The sequence below is a fragment of the Parahaemophilus parainfluenzae genome (genome assembly GCF_001053575.1).
Lineage (GTDB): Bacteria > Pseudomonadota > Gammaproteobacteria > Enterobacterales > Pasteurellaceae > Haemophilus_D > Haemophilus_D parainfluenzae_S.
The window spans coordinates 50,905-66,555 of sequence record NZ_JVSL01000033.1 but is presented as its reverse complement, the minus strand read 5'-3'; the positions used below and the strand labels follow the sequence as shown (position 1 = coordinate 66,555).

The window sequence follows — 15,651 nt, the reverse complement described above, 5'->3', positions numbered from 1 at the left end:
CCCTTGTCGTTAAAATTTTTTCTCTAGTATAAGCCGATTTAGCCGATAAGCAAGCCTAAACTAAACAAGATATTGATAAATAAAGAAATCATTGACATCTGAGCTAGCATAGGACGCAACACTGCGGGCTCTTTGCTGCGATAAACAAATAATGCGTGTTTTAATAACAGTGGAAATGCCAACAAAAATAAGAAATGCCAAGGACTAAATGCTGTTGATACCGCAAATAGCACATAACATAAAGCGGCAACGCTTAATAAAACACAATGATAAATACGTCCTTTCTTCGGTCCAATACGTACCACCAAGGTATTTTTTCCTACTTTCGCATCTTGCTCAATATCACGTAAATTATTGATATTTAAAACCGCTGTCGCTAATAAACCTGAGCCAAGAGCTGGTAACGTAATTAAGCTATCAATGCTGTGAGTTTGTAGATAATAAGTTCCACCTACACCTAATAGTCCAAAAAAGAGCAACACTGACAGATCGCCTAAACCTAAATAGCCATAAGGTTTAGCCCCTACGGTATAAGTAATGGCAGCAATAATGGCAAGAATACCCAAACCTGCAAAAGCCAATAAATCTGTGAGACTTTGATATGCGATACCAATTAAGAATGCACCTGAAAAAAATGAACCTACGGCCATTAAAATTAAGCCCCATTTGAGCTCATTCGCGGAAATTGCACCTTGCTGAATACCACGTAAAGGCCCAATGCGTTCTTCGGTATCTGACCCTTTTTGATGATCACCATAATCGTTAGCAAAGTTAGAAAGTACTTGCAATAAAATGGTGGTAAGCAAGCAAAGTAACATCACGGTGAGATTAAAACTTTCTTTATCTGCCCAATATGCCAATGCTGAGCCCGTAAAAATAGAAGCTAATGCCAAAGGCAAGGTTTTTGGGCGAGCGGTTTCCCACCACATTTTCAATTTATGATTTGTCATTTTTTTTGACCGCACTTTTGATTACAATAAAGGGCGTATTCTACACGGAAATTGCCTTTTTATGAATGATTTAACACTGACTCTTCACCCAATTGCGGTGATTCACACGCCTTACAAAGAAAAATTCTCGGTGCCACGCCAACCAGATTTAGTACAGGATGGCATTGGTATTGTGGAACTACTCCCTCCGTATAATTCGCCAGAGGCTGTGCGAGGATTAGAGCAATTTAGCCATCTTTGGCTTATTTTCCAATTCGACAAAGTACCTCATGGGAAATGGCAATCCACCGTTCGCCCTCCTCGTTTAGGCGGCAATCAACGTGTCGGCGTATTTGCTTCACGCGCTACACATCGTCCAAACCCGCTAGGCTTATCCAAAGTTGAATTACGCCAAGTAGAATGTATTCATGGACGTGTTTTTCTGCATTTAGGATCTGTGGATCTTGTCGATGGTACACCTATTTTTGATATTAAACCTTATATTACCTATGCTGATAGCGAACCTGAGGCAAAATCAAGTTTTGCGCAAGAAAAACCACCTGCAAAATTAAGCGTAGAATTTACAGAAATCGCCCAAAGCGCAGTTGAAAAATATCACAAAAACCGACCTCACTTAGCAAGATTTATTACGGAAGTGATCGCTCAAGATCCCCGTCCCGCTTATCAACAAGGTAAAGAAACCGATCGCATTTACGGCATTAGTCTGTACGAATTTAATATTAAATGGCGTATTAAAGCAGGGACAACAGATTGTGTCGAAATTCTGGATATCCAAAAATTAAAAGAACAAAAAAGCTGACTTTCGTCAGCTTTCTTTTTATCTCTTTAATTCTGTCTAATCCGGCAATGCATTTATCACAGCTTTGACGAGCGTTGCCAATGGAATCGCGAAGAATACTCCCCAGAATCCCCATAATCCGCCAAAAATCAGCACGGAAATAATGATTACTAAAGGGTGTAAATTAACGACTTCAGAGAATAAATACGGTACTAACAAGTTTCCATCTAGAAGTTGACTCACCGCAAAGGCCACAATTAAATACCAAAACGTTGGGGAGATGCCAAACTGGAACATCGCCACTAACGCAACAGGGATCGTCACTAATACCGCCCCGATATAAGGCACTAATACAGACAACCCAACGGCAACAGAAAGTAAGAGCGGATAATTTAAACCAAAGCTTAAAAAGATGATGTAAGTCACCACGCCGACAATCAAAATTTCCAACAGCTTACCATGAATATAATTCGCAATTTGTTGCTGCATTTCATTCCATACTTTAGAGGCTAAAAGACGATTTTTAGGTAAAAAGCGACTCACGCCAGCAAGAAGCTCAGTTTTATCTTTCAGCATAAAGAACATCATTAATGGCACTAAAAACGCATAAATACCCAGTGATACAAGGTTCATTAATGAGGTAATCGACAATTTCACCGCAGATTCACCGAAGCCCAAAATCTTCGCACGAGCAGCACTAAAAAAGGTGTCAATCATGGTGTAGTCAATGAGTTCAGGGTAATGCTCAGGAAGGGCTAACAACCATTCATGTAACTTATTGAACATGGCTGGCAAATCGCTTAATAAGGAAATCGTTTGATTCCATAATGTTGGCACAAGCCCGAAGAAAATTAATAACGCCAAGGTTATAAATCCACCAAAAATGACTAGCGTAGCAAGCATTCGAGGAAATTTTAATTTTTTCGTTAGAAAATTAATCGGCATTTCCAATAAATATGCTAATACAATGGCAATCAGCAAGGGGGCGATTAAATCACTAAAGAAATAAATCGCAATAAAGCCAAACAACAAAATGGCAAGTAGCCCCATCGCCTGCGGATCGCTTAAGCGACGGCTATACCAATTTTTTAGCATTTCTAACATAAAGTCTTCCTAAACAAGTATTTTTTGTCATTATAAGTTAAAATTTGAATCAATCCTATATCCACTCATTCAACATAAAATAGAAGGAAACGTTATGTCTGTGACGATTTATCATAATCCGCGTTGCTCAAAAAGCCGTGAAACCTTAGCTTTATTAGAAGAAAAAGGCATTCAACCGACGATTGAACTTTATTTACAACAACACTACTCTGTTGAAGCATTGCAGCAACTGGCTAATAAATTAGGATTAGATGATGTCAGAAAAATGATGCGTACCAAAGACGAGCTTTATCAATCATTAGGGTTAGCTAATCCTGCATTAACGAATGATGATTTATTAAAAGCCATCAGTGAAAATTCAGCCCTATTAGAACGCCCGATTGTGGTAAAAGGTGAAAAAGCTAAAATTGGACGACCGCCTGAAAGCGTACTCACCATTTTGTAATTCTATTCATTTTCGCTATAATGACTTGCCGTGAACGACTTCACGGCAATTTTTTAGAGGTAAATATGACGAAAAAAACAAAAAGTGCGGTTGAAAATCAGCCCATTTATCAACACACCAAAGGTGTCGTGAAAGATAATGCCGTGATGGCACTATTACACGACAAATTATTCCGCCAACGCGTTGAGAAAAAACGTAAAGGTAAAGGCAGTTACCAACGCAAAGCAAAATATGCTAGCAATTGGTTTGAAAAGCCCGATGATAAAGTTTTTGATTTCAGAAATTTTATCATCGGGTTTTTCGTTTCAATTTCAGTATAAAAAATAACAAACAGAGGAAGTCTATATGTCAATCAAAACAGAAGTTTTATTTAACAATACTTGGAATGTCCGTATCAGTGATCCGGGTGAAGAAGGGGCTCAAAGCCACTTTTTTGAAACCATTTATCTCACGCTCACGGCTTATTTTGAAGGCGAAAATGTGCGTTATGAATTTGTGCGAAAAGTAGAAGATCAAGTAAAAATCAAACGCTCATTTACAGAATTAAGTGAGTTATTCAAATTCTTAGGGGATTATCTGGATCCGGTTTCTCTCGGTAATCTTGGTGTAAAAATTGGTAACTTAGGCGTAAAAGCTGAATAACGTCTCTACCAATAAAAAAGTGCGGTCAAATTGAACCGCACTTTTTATTTCTCAACTCATATTTATTATTGTGCAAGTAATACACTTAATGCTGAATACAAGGATTGAGCTGCTTCATTTGGTAATGCCTTGCCGTCTTCATCAGTGATGACGACCGCACTTTGTTTACCCACTGCAGAGATTTGCATTTGGTAAACACCTTTTTCTAAATTAGGCGGATTCACACCTAAACGTAACCACTCTTGTTTATCTAATGGTTTATATTTTAACTCGCGATAGCCACGGCCAGCAGATTCCGATGTAGCTTTAAAGCCTAATTTCGGTAAAACCGAACCTAAACGTTGCCATGCTTGACCAAAGCTTGCATCCATACCTAATGCCATTCTACCGTTCGTATCAGTAATTAAACCTGATTGGAAAGGTCCTGCAGAAGCATTATTTAAATCTTGTTGTTGCTTGTTATAAGCGTTAGTAAGCGCAGCAACAAAACGATTTAAACGATCCGATGCATAGCGTTGTTTATCTGCTTGGTTTGGTGTGTAAATCACACCATCACGACGCATTTGCTCTACAGAAACCGCTAACGCACTTGCATCTTGCGCCGTAACTTGTTCAATTTTATAACGGATCTCTGTATTGGCTTTATCATCTGCACGACCTGTTGGCGCCCAATCGCTAATTAATACCGCACCATTTAAAGTTGAATTCGTGCCTTCTTCTTTCAATAAACGCTCAATTTGTTTGAGATTATAAAGCTCTGCTTGTGCATCCGTATAAACAATCAATGCGCGTTCGCCATCAAATTGTGTCAAAGAATTTTTGATAATCGCTAATGGGGTTGAAGGCGGACGAATATCCACGCGTTCTTTTTTCGCATTAAGCTGAGGAAGTTCATAAGTCGGATCGGCTTGCGGTAATGTTACACCACCGCTTGCTAAAGGAGAAAAGCTCGGTATTTCACGATCAGAATTTTGATAAGTGTCATTAGCCGTCTGCATTTTTTCTACGCTGTTTGAACACGCCGATAACAATGCTGCTGCGACTAAACTCAGTACGATTTTTTTCATTCCTTAAATCCTTCAATAAAAAATAATTAAAATAATGGCCGCTCTTTGACAAATAAAAAAGTCGAAAGTTTAAAGGGCTGTAAAAACAACCCTTTAATTCATTAAATTAAGCCAGCAATTTTTAATGCTTCTTCTACTTTTACTTGCGCGCTTTCGCTTAACACAGTAAGTGGTAAACGTAAGTGTGGAGTCTTAATTAAACCTAAACGATATGCAGCCCATTTAACTGGAATTGGGTTTGATTCAATAAATAAATCTTGATGTAAAGGCATTAAACGTGCATTAATTTCTTCCGCTTTCGCAAAATCGCCCGCTAAAGCATAGCGACACATCGCAGCCATATCTTTTGCTGCAAGGTTATTTGTCACAGAAATAACACCCTCTGCGCCTAATTTCATCGCTTCTAACCCTGTGGCATCATCTCCACTTAATACAATGAAATCTTTACCGGCTAATTCTTTAATCGCTGTAATGCGAGTTAAATCGCCTGTTGCTTCTTTAATCCCTACAATATTCTCAATTTGAGACAAACGTGCGACGGTTTCAGGTTTCATATCACTACCGGTACGACCTGGTACGTTATAAAGAAGTTGTGGTAAATCCGTGCATTCTGCAATCGCTTTAAAATGTTGGAACATGCCTTCTTGAGTTGGTTTATTGTAGTAAGGAACAACAGATAAACAACCAGCAACACCGCTATCACGTAATAATTTTGTCATCACAATGGCTTCACTCGTTGCATTTGCTCCCGCCCCTGCAACAATAGGAATACGACCTTTTGCGAACTCAACCGTCTTCTCAATTACTCGGACATTTTCATCAATGCTTAAAGTGGCTGATTCACCCGTTGTTCCCACAGAAACAATCGCATCTGTGCCAGAATTGATGTGGAACTCAACAAGTTTTTCTAGCGTTTCAAAATCGATGTGTCCATGATTATCCATTGGTGTCACTAAGGCAACGATACTGCCCGAAAATAAAGGATTTTGCGTGGTCATAAGCACTCCATTTACATCTATTCTACTTTTTAACCATAACATTTGAAAATGCCTGGTTATAATGGCTAAAATAACCTAAATTTACAAATCATTTTTTACATTTTTAAGGATTTTTTATGAAAACATTACAAGCAGGTGACTTAGCACCGCAATTCACCCTTTTAAATCAAGATAATCAACCGATTTCACTTAGCGACTTTAAAGGTAAAAAAGTACTTGTGTATTTTTATCCCAAAGCCTTAACACCAGGCTGTACAACTCAAGCCTGCGGTCTACGTGATGCTAAAAGTGAGTTAGAAAAATTAGGTGTGGTTATTTTAGGCATCAGCACAGATGCGCCAAAAAAACTGGCTCAATTTGTTGAGAAAAAGTCGCTCAATTTCACCTTGCTTTCTGATGAAGATCACCAGGTTGCCGAGCAATTTGGTGTATGGGGAGAAAAAAAATTCATGGGACGCACCTATGACGGCATTCACCGTATTAGCTTCCTCATTGATGAACAAGGCAAAATTCAACACGTTTTTGATAAATTCAAAACAGGCGAACATCATCAGGTTGTCTTAGATTACCTGCAATCCCTTTAAATCCCCTCTCAAAACAACCGCACTTTCTATGATTTACCTCAAAGTGCGGTCAAAAAAGTAGCCATTTTTCTAATTTATATTTACGCTCTATTTTCCATTTGATAGAATTCTCAATCTAATTGAAATTAATTATCAATTCATTTTGTATTCTTTATTACACATAAAAGGACTATCAGATGCCAAAACTTTTTGAGTTTTTAGAACAATATAGTGATTACATTATTATCGGGCTTTTACTTCTTATGAGCGTAATTATGCTTGCTACTGTAATTGAGCGCTTTATCTTTTTAAGCCGTATCAATGTCGCTAAATATTCCAATATCCATTCGCTTGAAATTGATTTAAATCGCAATATGACGATCATTTCAACAGTTGGTGCAAACGCACCTTATGTGGGCTTGTTAGGAACAGTAATTGGTATTTTGTTAACCTTTTATCAAATTGGTCAAGCTGGCGGTGATGTCGATGCTGGCGCAATCATGATGCACCTCTCTCTTGCATTAAAAGCAACCGCACTAGGTATTTTAGTCGCAATTCCATCTATGATGTTCTATAACGGCTTAGGTCGTAAAGTAGAAGTTAACTTATTGAAATGGAAAGTATTAAACGCTCAAAAAGATAAGGAATAATCGTGAAAAAATTTGATGAAATCAATATTATTCCTTTCATCGACATTATGTTGGTGCTATTAGCGATAGTGTTGATCACCGCATCCTTTATTTCTCAAGGAAAAATTCAAGTTAATGTGCCAAAAGCCAGTTCAACGGTGGCATTCAAATCAGATGAATTAGCCAAATTATTGACCGTGACGGCAGATAAACAACTTTATTTTAATGACAAACCTATCTCGCAAGAAGCACTTGAAAAAGAGATTGCAGGTTGGAATAAAGATCAGAAAGTGACATTAAAAATTGATGCAGAAGCCTCTTTCCAAGATTTTGTGACGATTACTGACATGTTATCGAAAAACGAAATTAAAAATGTCGCGATTGTTTCGATGAAAGATAAAGGCGCTTCGAGCAAAAATTCGCCAGCAGTGGGAGGCGTCGGAGTAGGGCATAAACAATGAACAGCCAACAAGCTAAACGATCACTATTAGGCTTGCTTATTTCTCTATTAATTCATGGTGCCATTGTAGGCGCATCGCTTTGGAACTGGCATAAGCCAAGTGAAGCCGCAAGTAATGCTACAGGTGAAACATCTACAACGATTTCGATGGAAATGATTCAAGGAATGCGAGTAGAAAAACAGGCTCCAGAGCCGGAACCTGAACCTCAACAGGCAGAACCGGAACCTGAAAAACAGGAAGTCGTTGCGGATCCAACGAAAAAACCAGAACCCGAGAAGAAAAAAGAACCTGAGAAAAAGCCAGAAAAACCAATAGAAAAACCGAAACCAAAACCGAAAGAGAAGCCAAAGGAAAAACCTAAAAATGAGGTAAAAGCAGAGAAAGCGGTAGAAATGCCGAAGAGCTTACCGATTGGCGATAAGAATATTAATTCAACGGCTACGGCAAATTCTAAAGCAACGACCACAGGTCAACCTGGTACAAATGGCGTTCAAGGTGGCTCAGGTACCAATACGGATGAACTAAATGCTTATCGTGCGGCTATTCGACGTGAAATTGAACGGCACAAACGCTATCCTGCTCGTGCGAAGATGATGCGTAAACAAGGTGTTGTGAGCGTGAGTTTTAGCGTAGGGGCAGATGGTTCCTTATCTGGAGAACGAGTAACAAATTCCTCTGGAGATGAAAGCTTAGACAACGCAGCACTGGAAGCGGTGAGAAGTGCAAGACCTGTTGGTCCAAAACCAGCTGGATTTACCTCTTCAGTCAGTGTGCCAATTAGCTTCACCATTCAATAGATAAATAAAAAGGCGAACATCATGTTCGCCTTTCTTTTTGCTAATCTTAATTAGCCCATACCGTATTTTTTCAATTTCTTACGCAATGTACCACGGTTAATGCCGAGCATGTTCGCTGCACGGGTTTGGTTACCGCGGGTGTATTGCATAATCATATCTAACATCGGGTGTTCAACTTCCGCTAATACTAATTCGTAAAGATCATTCACATCTTGACCATCTAATTGTGATAAGTAATTGCGTAAAGCTTGTTTTACTGAATCACGTAATGGTTTGTTTGTTACTTGTGATTGAGAGTTTAAAACTGAAACGGTTAACGCTTCAGACGGACTACGTTGTTGTTCTAACATTTTTCTTTATCCAAAATTGAATTTAAAAAATCTTCCAGCACAATTAATTGCTCTTTCGGTTCATTAATTGCGTTAAAAGTCTGTCTAAAAACGGAATCGGGTTGAATTCCCTGTAAATACCAAGCCACGTGCTTACGGGCTATTCGATAGCCTTTTTGCTCACCATAGAACTGATGAAGTTCCTGAATATGACGCAAAATATGACCGCACTTTTCACGCAAACTTGGAGTTTGAATTATCGAATCATGTTCCACTAAGGCCTCAACGGCTTGAAAAAGCCATGGATTGCCTAGTGCGGCACGACCGATCATTATTGCATCGGCACCTGTGTACTCAAGTACCTTTTTCGCTTTCGGGGCAGAATCAATATCACCATTCGCAATAACAGGAATTGAAATTGATTGTTTTACTGCTCGAATATTGTCGTATTCCGCTTTCCCTTCAAATAAGCATTCTTTCGTCCGCCCGTGAATGGTTAAAGCTTGAATACCAGATTGTTCTGCAATTTTACCGATTTGCACACAGTTTCGGTTTGCTTTATCCCAACCTGTGCGAATTTTTAACGTCACAGGCACATCAACGGCATTCACCACTTCTTTTAAAATTTTTTCCACTAAATCAGGAAATTGAAGCAGTGCAGAGCCCGCTAATTTTCGATTTACTTTCTTTGCGGGACAGCCCATATTGATGTCGATAATTTCAGCACCATAGGCTACATTAATTGCTGCAGCTTGGGCCATTTCTAAAGGATCAGAACCTGCGATTTGCACCGCATTTAATCCCAACTCTTCACTATGTGCTAAACGAAGTTTCGATTTCTCTGTATGCCAAACTTGTGGATTAGTAGACATCATCTCTGAAAACGTTAACCCTGCACCATAATGGGCACATAAACGTCGAAAGGGCTGATCCGTGATACCTGCCATGGGTGCCAATAAAATACGATTTTTTAATTCGTAAGAACCAATTCGCATTTTATGTTATCCCCAATTACAAGCCCTATCTCCAGCAAGTCAGGCCACAATAGCAACCGACAAGGGGTGCTATATTACGCATTTTTCTTTTTTTTGCAAAGGGAAATTTGTTCAAAAAATGCACTTTTTTTAATTGACAAAAAGAAATTAAGCCGATTTTAATTTACCTGTAATACGGCACCATTCCTCTTTCACTGCAACAGGATCTAAATCAAAGGATTGTGTATAAGCATCACATACCGATTCTGCTTGGGTTTCTAAAATACCCGATAATCCAAGATCACCGCTCTCTTTCACTAGTTGAGAAATAATCGGATAAAGTTCTTTCAATGGCCCCGCAAGAATATTCGCCACAACAACATCTGCTTTTAAATCTGCAGGTTTATCATCGGATAAGAAAAGTTGAAGACGATCCGCCACCCCATTTTGTTCTGCATTATTTCGACTGGCGAGAATGGCTTGTGGATCGATATCAATACCGATTGCATTTTTAGCCCCTAATTTAAGGGCTGCAATGGCAAGAATTCCAGAGCCACAACCAAAATCGATGACGGTTTTGTCAGTTAAATCCAAACCATCTAACCACTCTAAACAAAGTGCGGTTGTCGGGTGGGTGCCTGTTCCGAAAGCTAAACCAGGATCAAGCATCACATTAACTGCATTTTGATCTGGCACTTCACGCCAGCTTGGGCAAATCCATAAACGTTTGCCAAATTGCATTGGGTGGAAGTTATCCATCCATTCACGTTCCCAATCTTTATCCTCGATTTGCTCAATTTTGTAAGCGGTGTTTTCATCTAAATGATGTGCTTGTTTAAGCAAACTCACAATTTCATTCATATCGGTTTCTGCATCAAATAATGCAATCACATCCGTATTTCCCCACAAACGTGTTTCGCCTGGAAGTGGTTCAAAAATCGGTGTATCTTGGCTATCCATAAATGTGACCGAAACTGAGCCAATTTCTTCTAAAAAATCGCTAATATTCTCGGCTTTTTCATTTGTACTATTTAAGCGAATTTGAATCCACGCCATCTTCTTTTCCTTTTAATTAATTTCTTTATGTAACCATCTGGGTAATAAACTTACGCCTAGGGCTGAAACCACAATAATGATAATCCCAAGCGCTGAAACAAGTGAAACCTCTTCGTTGAGTAATAATACTGCCAAAAAGACACCAAAAATCGGCTCAAGTGCGGTCAAAATTCCCGAGATTTTTGCATCCACCGAATTTAAGCCTTTATTCCACAACCAAAAGGCAAACCAACTACATACTACACCGAGATAAATCAAACCAAAGAAACCAAGCCAGTTAAAATGGATATCCCAGTTTTCCGTCAGCAATAAAGTAAATGGCAGCATGGTGATGCTTGCTAACACAATCGAAATGGATGTATAGGCTTGTGCTGAAACCGTTGCCACCACTTTTTTCGTCCAACGCAAGCAACAAGCAAACACAATACTTGCCGCCACCACTAAGGAGCAACCCAATAAGCTAATTTCACTTGCGCCTTCATTGCCCTGCCCGCCTAGAATTAAAATGGCTACGCCTAAAAAGGCAAAAGCCCCACACAACCAATGATACCATTTCGCACGATCTTGAAAGAAAAAATGCCCAATGAAAATCACACATAATGGTTCTAATCCAATCATGGTCGTTGCACTCGCCGCGCTTGTATATTTTAAACCAATGAATCCCAGCAAAAAGGTCGCGGTATAATTGAAAAAACCTAGCCACCAAAGCTGTTTTCGCATCGGTTTAAACACGCCTTTCCAACGACGAAAAAAGAGTGGCATCACAATAATCGCCGCCATTAATAAACGGGCTTGGATCATCAAAATGGTGTCCATCATTGTAAAGGTGTATTTAGCGGCAACAAAGGAACTACTCCAAATAAACAATGCTAGGATCTGGTAAATCATAAAGTGCGGTCCATTTTTACTGTTTTTTTGCGCCGAATTGGTTACCCAAGATGAAAGCAATCAAGCCAAATACAAGTGCAGGTACAATGGCATTAAAACCAAATAGTTTGATACCAAATTGAGTCAGTAGCACATAACTACTTAATCCCACCACCATTGAGCTTATTGCACCTGCTGCATTTGCTTTATCCCAATAAATGCCTAATACAATCACCCAAAGGAATGCTGCTTCTAATCCACCGAAAGCAAATAGATTCAACCAAATAATCATATCAGGTGGATTCAGTGCGGCAAGAATTAACAACGCCGATAAAATTAGTGTAATGACTGATGAAATACGGCTAATTCGTTTTTCATTCTTCGCAGCTTCAGGTTTGCTTGCAAGATATAAGTCTTTCACAAAAATTGAGGAGGATTGAATGAGTTGCGCATCAACTGTGGACATAATCGCAGACATCGGCGCCGCTAAGAAAATCCCTGCAACAATAGGTGGGAGCACTTCCAACATTAAGGTTGGAATGACTTTATCTGACACCGTTAAATCTGGCACAACAGCACGTCCTAAAGCGCCAGCCAAATGCATCCCTAACATAATCACGGAAAGGACAATCGTCCCAATGAGCATACCTCGATGTAAGGCTTTACTGTCTTTGAAAGCCATGCAACGCACGGCTGTATGTGGTAAACCAACCACACCAAAACAGACTAGGATCCAAAACGATGCCATAAATTGAAAATCAAGCATCTCATTTGGGCCGTAAGGACTTACTAAGCTCGGATCAATTTCAGTTAATTTATTGACCGCACTTTCTACGCCACCGAGATGGTAAATCACGCCCACTAATAGCACGATTGTGCCAAAAATCATTACGGTGCCTTGAATCGTATCAGTTAACACGACGGCTCGGAAACCACCAATAAACGTATAAATACCAACCGTTAAGGCAAAAATAAGCAAGGCGTGAGTATAAGGAATCCCTATCGTGGTTTCGAGCAATCTTGCCCCACCAATAAATTGCACAACCATAGCAGCAAAGAAGGCAAGCAACAATGCTAGACTGGAAATCCAAACGAGATATTTATTTTTATAACGATAGAGAAATAAATCATTGATAGTAAGCGCATTGGTCTCGCGAGAAAGTAATGCAAACTTTTTGCCCAATGCACCTAAGGCTAACCAAACAGCCGGTACTTGGATCATGGCGAGTAATACCCAACCTAGCCCATATTTATAAGCTGCCCCAGGTCCACCAACAAAAGAACTGGCACTAGCATAAGTGGAAGCCGTTGTCATCGCAAGCACAAAGCCCGTCATGGAGCGATTTCCTACATAATATTCCGTAAGGAAATCACCTTTACTGCGTTTTACATAAGCAAATAATGCCGCACCAAAGATAAAGACTAAATAGATAGCTAAGGGGAGAATAATACCTAAATTCATTATTTATTCTCCTTTGACTCAACATCTAGCGGAATATCTAAAAAGACAATTTTGACAATCCAATACCCAATGACGACAAACAAAATAGGTAAATAAATGCAGGATAATTCAAACCACAACGGAAAACCTATCGGTCCAGGCGAGTCTTTGGGTAAATAAGCACAAACACACCATCCAATTACGTAAAAAATAGCTAAACCTAATGCCCAGCGCGCCTCCTTGGTAGCTTGTTTATATCGTTGTGATAAATTCATTATTAACTCCTTTTGGTTAGAAAGTTGTGCCCATTTCTAGAAAAATACGATTTTTATCATAACTATAAAATGGATGATTACTTGAAACTCGTTGATAAGACCATGTAATTTTAGGCGTGATTCCCCAAAAGTAAAGATCACGATGCCATAATGTTACTGCTGATTGATATTCATTATTTTTTTGACGAATATTAAATAAATCAGCACCTTTGTAAGTTCTATGCGCATAGGCAAGGGAAACTCGAGTTGAAATACCCCAGCCCCACTCTTGCCCCCAACCTAAACGCAGATTTTTACGTTGATAAGCATTGTCTTCGTCTCGTGTATTTTCACGATTATAATCAGCGCCTACAAACCAAAATTGACCACTCTTAGGAAAATAAGATAACGTATTCGACCAAAGATAGTTATTCCCATTCAAATGTTTACGAGTGTTATAACGCTGTTCACCATACTCAAGTGCGGTTGAAATTTGCCACTTTTCACTCAACCAATAAGTTAAATCTAAACGAGCACCTGAATTTTTCGAATACTGTTTCATTGACTCGTTACCTGATGCGCCACCAGCATACCATCGTCTTTCTGTAAATGGCATCAATGAAATCTCAAAATGTGCTGTTTGATAACCTACTCCAGCACCGACTCTACCATTAAATTCATTATATTTTTTATTATCCCAGTAATATTTTCCTCTTCCCTCAATAGAAAATTGAGCGAAATAATTATGGGATAATGACCATTTTTTCTCTGCTTCTGCAAAATAAGAAAAACCTGTTGCACTTTCACGTTCCCAGGCATTCCAATTTCCAATGCGAGTGCCAGCTTTTGGCGCATTGTTAATATTACTTTCATTCAAGAAACTCAAACCACCTCGAAACTTCCATTGATCTCGGCGGTTAAGTGCCGAAAGATATTGGTCGATCATGACGATAGACTCAGATGAAACTTGTTCAGCTCTCAGTTTTTGGAATTGATCTTTGGCCGCCTCATTATCATTGTTTAAAAAGAGTGCTTGTGCTAACTGATAACGTAACGGCAGAATGGTCGAATCTTGAGAAAATAGCGTACGATAACGAGTTACCGCCTCCGAAAAACGACCATTTTCGCGAGCATTAATTGCATTTGCCCACTCAAGTAAAAATGGATCTTGTTTTGGCAAATTTTGATACAACGGCAGTAATAGTTGAACGGCTTCACCGTTATTTTGCAACACTGCAGGAATCAATCCACGTACGATCAAATCAGGATGTTTTGCCAATTCTTCTTTCGTCATAGAAAGTGTATGTTGATCATCACGTTTTTCTGAAATTTGTGGCTTTTGAGTGGATAAGTCTGGTTTCGCAAGCTGAAGCTGATCATCAAACCGCTCATCCCGAGGTTGTGGAGACTTCTCTGCAGCAAAAGAGAATGAACTAAGCAACAATGAGGAGCTTAAAAATAAAACAAGTTTAGATTGTGAAGTCATTTTTTATTCCTATAAAGAAAAATAAAGCAAGCCAAAGGCTTGCTTTAAAATTTACAAAAATTTTCTAATTTTTTCTAGCACCAAAAACACCAAATTTATCATTTCCTTGATAAGTTCCGGCTACTTCGTCTGCATCTTTTCCATAGAAGCCTCCTTCAACCTGAACACCTTGGCTATTTGTTCCACTAAATTGATTACCTTGAATTTTAGCAGATAAAGAAACATCATCGAAATGTAAATGAGGAGGAAGAGCGCCTCCAGCAATCTCATTTGATACAAGCTCATCTTTAAAGCCAGTTGTTGCTAAAGAAATTGTTCCATTTAATGTTTTATCTGCAAAATTAGCCGTTAGTTTTACGAATGATAAGTTAGACTTTAAGTCATCAGCCCGCTTCTCTACATGCATACCATTTCCAGTATAATTTGCAGTACCTGATTGTGGCATTTCTGTTGTTGGATTTACACCAAATGCAACATAATAATCAGAACCTAAAGTAGGCTCCGTAAATTTCCCCCAACGAATATTTTTATAATTTTTGCCACTAATAGAACGAAATTCGGGAGGATCCGCCTGTAGTATTTCTTTCTCATTCGTTCCAATGACTGGACGTTCGTAATACCCTGATGGAATAATTTCAATTTCTTGACCTTCAACATTAACGAGATTAACGTTATTGTCATCATGTATTTGTCTTTCAATGACCGTCACTGTTTTATCTTCTTTATTAACCTCAAACCCCACTCGTTTAAGCGCTATTTGTTCAGCTGGTTTAGGTTGCTCAACTGGTTTAGGTTGCTCAACTGGTTTAG

The 15,651-nt window shown here is 39.0% G+C and carries 20 protein-coding genes; 8 read left to right on the top strand and 12 right to left on the bottom strand.

What is annotated here, in order from left to right:
• Positions 1 to 38 precede the first annotated feature (38 nt).
• Complete coding sequence (locus tag AC979_RS07250) at positions 39 to 950, bottom strand: 1,4-dihydroxy-2-naphthoate polyprenyltransferase (RefSeq protein WP_049373590.1); 912 nt, start codon at positions 948 to 950, stop codon at positions 39 to 41.
• A 61-nt stretch (positions 951 to 1,011) separates the two neighbouring features.
• On the opposite strand from AC979_RS07250, the gene tsaA reads away from it, so the two are divergent.
• Positions 1,012 to 1,749, top strand: a complete 738-nt coding sequence (tsaA, locus tag AC979_RS07245) for a tRNA (N6-threonylcarbamoyladenosine(37)-N6)-methyltransferase TrmO (protein WP_049373588.1) — start codon at positions 1,012 to 1,014, stop codon at positions 1,747 to 1,749.
• A 36-nt stretch (positions 1,750 to 1,785) separates the two neighbouring features.
• On the opposite strand, the gene AC979_RS07240 is transcribed toward tsaA, so the two are convergent.
• Positions 1,786 to 2,832, bottom strand: a complete 1,047-nt coding sequence (locus AC979_RS07240) for an AI-2E family transporter (RefSeq protein ID WP_049373586.1) — start codon at positions 2,830 to 2,832, stop codon at positions 1,786 to 1,788.
• 94 nt (positions 2,833 to 2,926) lie between these two features.
• Here AC979_RS07240 and arsC point away from each other — a divergent pair, with 94 nt between their 5' ends.
• From arsC to AC979_RS07225, 3 genes are all read left to right on the top strand, one after another.
• Positions 2,927 to 3,277: an arsenate reductase (glutaredoxin) gene (gene arsC, locus AC979_RS07235; RefSeq protein ID WP_049373584.1), complete on the top strand. Its 351-nt coding sequence runs from the start codon at positions 2,927 to 2,929 to the stop codon at positions 3,275 to 3,277.
• Positions 3,278 to 3,342: 65 nt separating this feature from the next.
• Positions 3,343 to 3,597 (top strand): alternative ribosome-rescue factor A, encoded by a 255-nt coding sequence (locus AC979_RS07230; RefSeq protein ID WP_014064744.1) that lies wholly within the window; start codon positions 3,343 to 3,345, stop codon positions 3,595 to 3,597.
• A gap of 25 nt (positions 3,598 to 3,622) precedes the next feature.
• Positions 3,623 to 3,919, top strand: a complete 297-nt coding sequence (locus tag AC979_RS07225) for a DUF5377 family protein (protein ID WP_049365297.1) — start codon at positions 3,623 to 3,625, stop codon at positions 3,917 to 3,919.
• A 65-nt stretch (positions 3,920 to 3,984) separates the two neighbouring features.
• Here the strand turns inward: AC979_RS07225 and bamC are convergent, their stop codons facing one another.
• Both bamC and dapA read right to left on the bottom strand, forming a co-directional pair.
• On the bottom strand, positions 3,985 to 4,986 hold the full coding sequence (gene bamC, locus AC979_RS07220) for an outer membrane protein assembly factor BamC (RefSeq protein WP_049373582.1): 1,002 nt from the start codon (positions 4,984 to 4,986) through the stop codon (positions 3,985 to 3,987).
• 101 nt (positions 4,987 to 5,087) lie between these two features.
• On the bottom strand, positions 5,088 to 5,984 hold the full coding sequence (gene dapA / locus AC979_RS07215; protein ID WP_049373580.1) for a 4-hydroxy-tetrahydrodipicolinate synthase: 897 nt from the start codon (positions 5,982 to 5,984) through the stop codon (positions 5,088 to 5,090).
• A gap of 116 nt (positions 5,985 to 6,100) precedes the next feature.
• Between dapA and bcp the strand changes: the two genes are divergently transcribed.
• From bcp to AC979_RS07195, 4 genes are all read left to right on the top strand, one after another.
• Positions 6,101 to 6,568 carry a thioredoxin-dependent thiol peroxidase gene (gene bcp, locus AC979_RS07210; RefSeq protein WP_049365294.1) on the top strand — a complete coding sequence of 156 codons (468 nt, stop codon included), beginning with the start codon at positions 6,101 to 6,103 and terminating at the stop codon, positions 6,566 to 6,568.
• A 176-nt stretch (positions 6,569 to 6,744) separates the two neighbouring features.
• A complete protein-coding gene (gene exbB, locus AC979_RS07205) occupies positions 6,745 to 7,197 on the top strand; it encodes a TonB-system energizer ExbB (protein WP_049365293.1) in 453 nt (150 codons plus the stop codon).
• A 2-nt stretch (positions 7,198 to 7,199) separates the two neighbouring features.
• Positions 7,200 to 7,637, top strand: a complete 438-nt coding sequence (gene exbD / locus AC979_RS07200) for a TonB system transport protein ExbD (RefSeq protein ID WP_049373578.1) — start codon at positions 7,200 to 7,202, stop codon at positions 7,635 to 7,637.
• The gene (locus AC979_RS07195; RefSeq protein WP_049373576.1) at positions 7,634 to 8,434 is read left to right on the top strand and encodes an energy transducer TonB; all 801 of its coding nucleotides are present in this window, start codon (positions 7,634 to 7,636) and stop codon (positions 8,432 to 8,434) included. The genes exbD and AC979_RS07195 overlap by 4 nt, the downstream gene beginning before the upstream one ends.
• 50 nt (positions 8,435 to 8,484) lie before the next feature.
• On the opposite strand, the gene fis is transcribed toward AC979_RS07195, so the two are convergent.
• The 8 genes from fis to AC979_RS07155 form a co-directional block, all read right to left on the bottom strand.
• Complete coding sequence (fis, locus tag AC979_RS07190; RefSeq protein ID WP_005696908.1) at positions 8,485 to 8,784, bottom strand: DNA-binding transcriptional regulator Fis; 300 nt, start codon at positions 8,782 to 8,784, stop codon at positions 8,485 to 8,487.
• Positions 8,778 to 9,758: a tRNA dihydrouridine synthase DusB gene (gene dusB, locus AC979_RS07185; RefSeq protein WP_049373574.1), complete on the bottom strand. Its 981-nt coding sequence runs from the start codon at positions 9,756 to 9,758 to the stop codon at positions 8,778 to 8,780. Before dusB ends, fis begins: the two co-directional genes overlap by 7 nt.
• Positions 9,759 to 9,905: 147 nt before the next feature.
• A complete protein-coding gene (prmA, locus tag AC979_RS07180; RefSeq protein WP_049373572.1) occupies positions 9,906 to 10,793 on the bottom strand; it encodes a 50S ribosomal protein L11 methyltransferase in 888 nt (295 codons plus the stop codon).
• 12 nt (positions 10,794 to 10,805) lie between these two features.
• Positions 10,806 to 11,681, bottom strand: coding sequence for a DMT family transporter (locus AC979_RS07175; RefSeq protein ID WP_049373570.1), 876 nt, complete (start codon positions 11,679 to 11,681; stop codon positions 10,806 to 10,808).
• Positions 11,682 to 11,697: 16 nt separating this feature from the next.
• Positions 11,698 to 13,122, bottom strand: coding sequence for a sodium/pantothenate symporter (gene panF / locus AC979_RS07170; RefSeq protein WP_049373568.1), 1,425 nt, complete (start codon positions 13,120 to 13,122; stop codon positions 11,698 to 11,700).
• Complete coding sequence (locus tag AC979_RS07165; protein ID WP_049373566.1) at positions 13,122 to 13,376, bottom strand: YhdT family protein; 255 nt, start codon at positions 13,374 to 13,376, stop codon at positions 13,122 to 13,124. Before AC979_RS07165 ends, panF begins: the two co-directional genes overlap by 1 nt.
• 16 nt (positions 13,377 to 13,392) lie before the next feature.
• On the bottom strand, positions 13,393 to 14,841 hold the full coding sequence (locus tag AC979_RS07160) for a surface lipoprotein assembly modifier (protein WP_080971325.1): 1,449 nt from the start codon (positions 14,839 to 14,841) through the stop codon (positions 13,393 to 13,395).
• Between the two features lie 64 nt (positions 14,842 to 14,905).
• Positions 14,906 to 15,651: transferrin-binding protein-like solute binding protein (locus AC979_RS07155; protein WP_049373564.1), on the bottom strand; the 746-nt coding region annotated here is incomplete at its 5' end.

Excerpts from the sequence above, each read along its gene's own strand:
- AC979_RS07250 (WP_049373590.1), bottom strand. The coding sequence starts at position 950 with ATGACAAATCATAAATTGAAAATGTGGTGGGAAACCGCTCGCCCAAAA.
- tsaA (WP_049373588.1), top strand. The coding sequence starts at position 1,012 with ATGAATGATTTAACACTGACTCTTCACCCAATTGCGGTGATTCACACG.
- AC979_RS07240 (WP_049373586.1), bottom strand. The coding sequence starts at position 2,832 with ATGTTAGAAATGCTAAAAAATTGGTATAGCCGTCGCTTAAGCGATCCG.
- arsC (WP_049373584.1), top strand. The coding sequence starts at position 2,927 with ATGTCTGTGACGATTTATCATAATCCGCGTTGCTCAAAAAGCCGTGAA.
- AC979_RS07230 (WP_014064744.1), top strand. The coding sequence starts at position 3,343 with ATGACGAAAAAAACAAAAAGTGCGGTTGAAAATCAGCCCATTTATCAA.
- AC979_RS07225 (WP_049365297.1), top strand. The coding sequence starts at position 3,623 with ATGTCAATCAAAACAGAAGTTTTATTTAACAATACTTGGAATGTCCGT.
- bamC (WP_049373582.1), bottom strand. The coding sequence starts at position 4,986 with ATGAAAAAAATCGTACTGAGTTTAGTCGCAGCAGCATTGTTATCGGCG.
- dapA (WP_049373580.1), bottom strand. The coding sequence starts at position 5,984 with ATGACCACGCAAAATCCTTTATTTTCGGGCAGTATCGTTGCCTTAGTG.
- bcp (WP_049365294.1), top strand. The coding sequence starts at position 6,101 with ATGAAAACATTACAAGCAGGTGACTTAGCACCGCAATTCACCCTTTTA.
- exbB (WP_049365293.1), top strand. The coding sequence starts at position 6,745 with ATGCCAAAACTTTTTGAGTTTTTAGAACAATATAGTGATTACATTATT.
- AC979_RS07195 (WP_049373576.1), top strand. The coding sequence starts at position 7,634 with ATGAACAGCCAACAAGCTAAACGATCACTATTAGGCTTGCTTATTTCT.
- fis (WP_005696908.1), bottom strand. The coding sequence starts at position 8,784 with ATGTTAGAACAACAACGTAGTCCGTCTGAAGCGTTAACCGTTTCAGTT.
- dusB (WP_049373574.1), bottom strand. The coding sequence starts at position 9,758 with ATGCGAATTGGTTCTTACGAATTAAAAAATCGTATTTTATTGGCACCC.
- prmA (WP_049373572.1), bottom strand. The coding sequence starts at position 10,793 with ATGGCGTGGATTCAAATTCGCTTAAATAGTACAAATGAAAAAGCCGAG.
- AC979_RS07175 (WP_049373570.1), bottom strand. The coding sequence starts at position 11,681 with ATGATTTACCAGATCCTAGCATTGTTTATTTGGAGTAGTTCCTTTGTT.
- panF (WP_049373568.1), bottom strand. The coding sequence starts at position 13,122 with ATGAATTTAGGTATTATTCTCCCCTTAGCTATCTATTTAGTCTTTATC.
- AC979_RS07165 (WP_049373566.1), bottom strand. The coding sequence starts at position 13,376 with ATGAATTTATCACAACGATATAAACAAGCTACCAAGGAGGCGCGCTGG.
- AC979_RS07160 (WP_080971325.1), bottom strand. The coding sequence starts at position 14,841 with ATGACTTCACAATCTAAACTTGTTTTATTTTTAAGCTCCTCATTGTTG.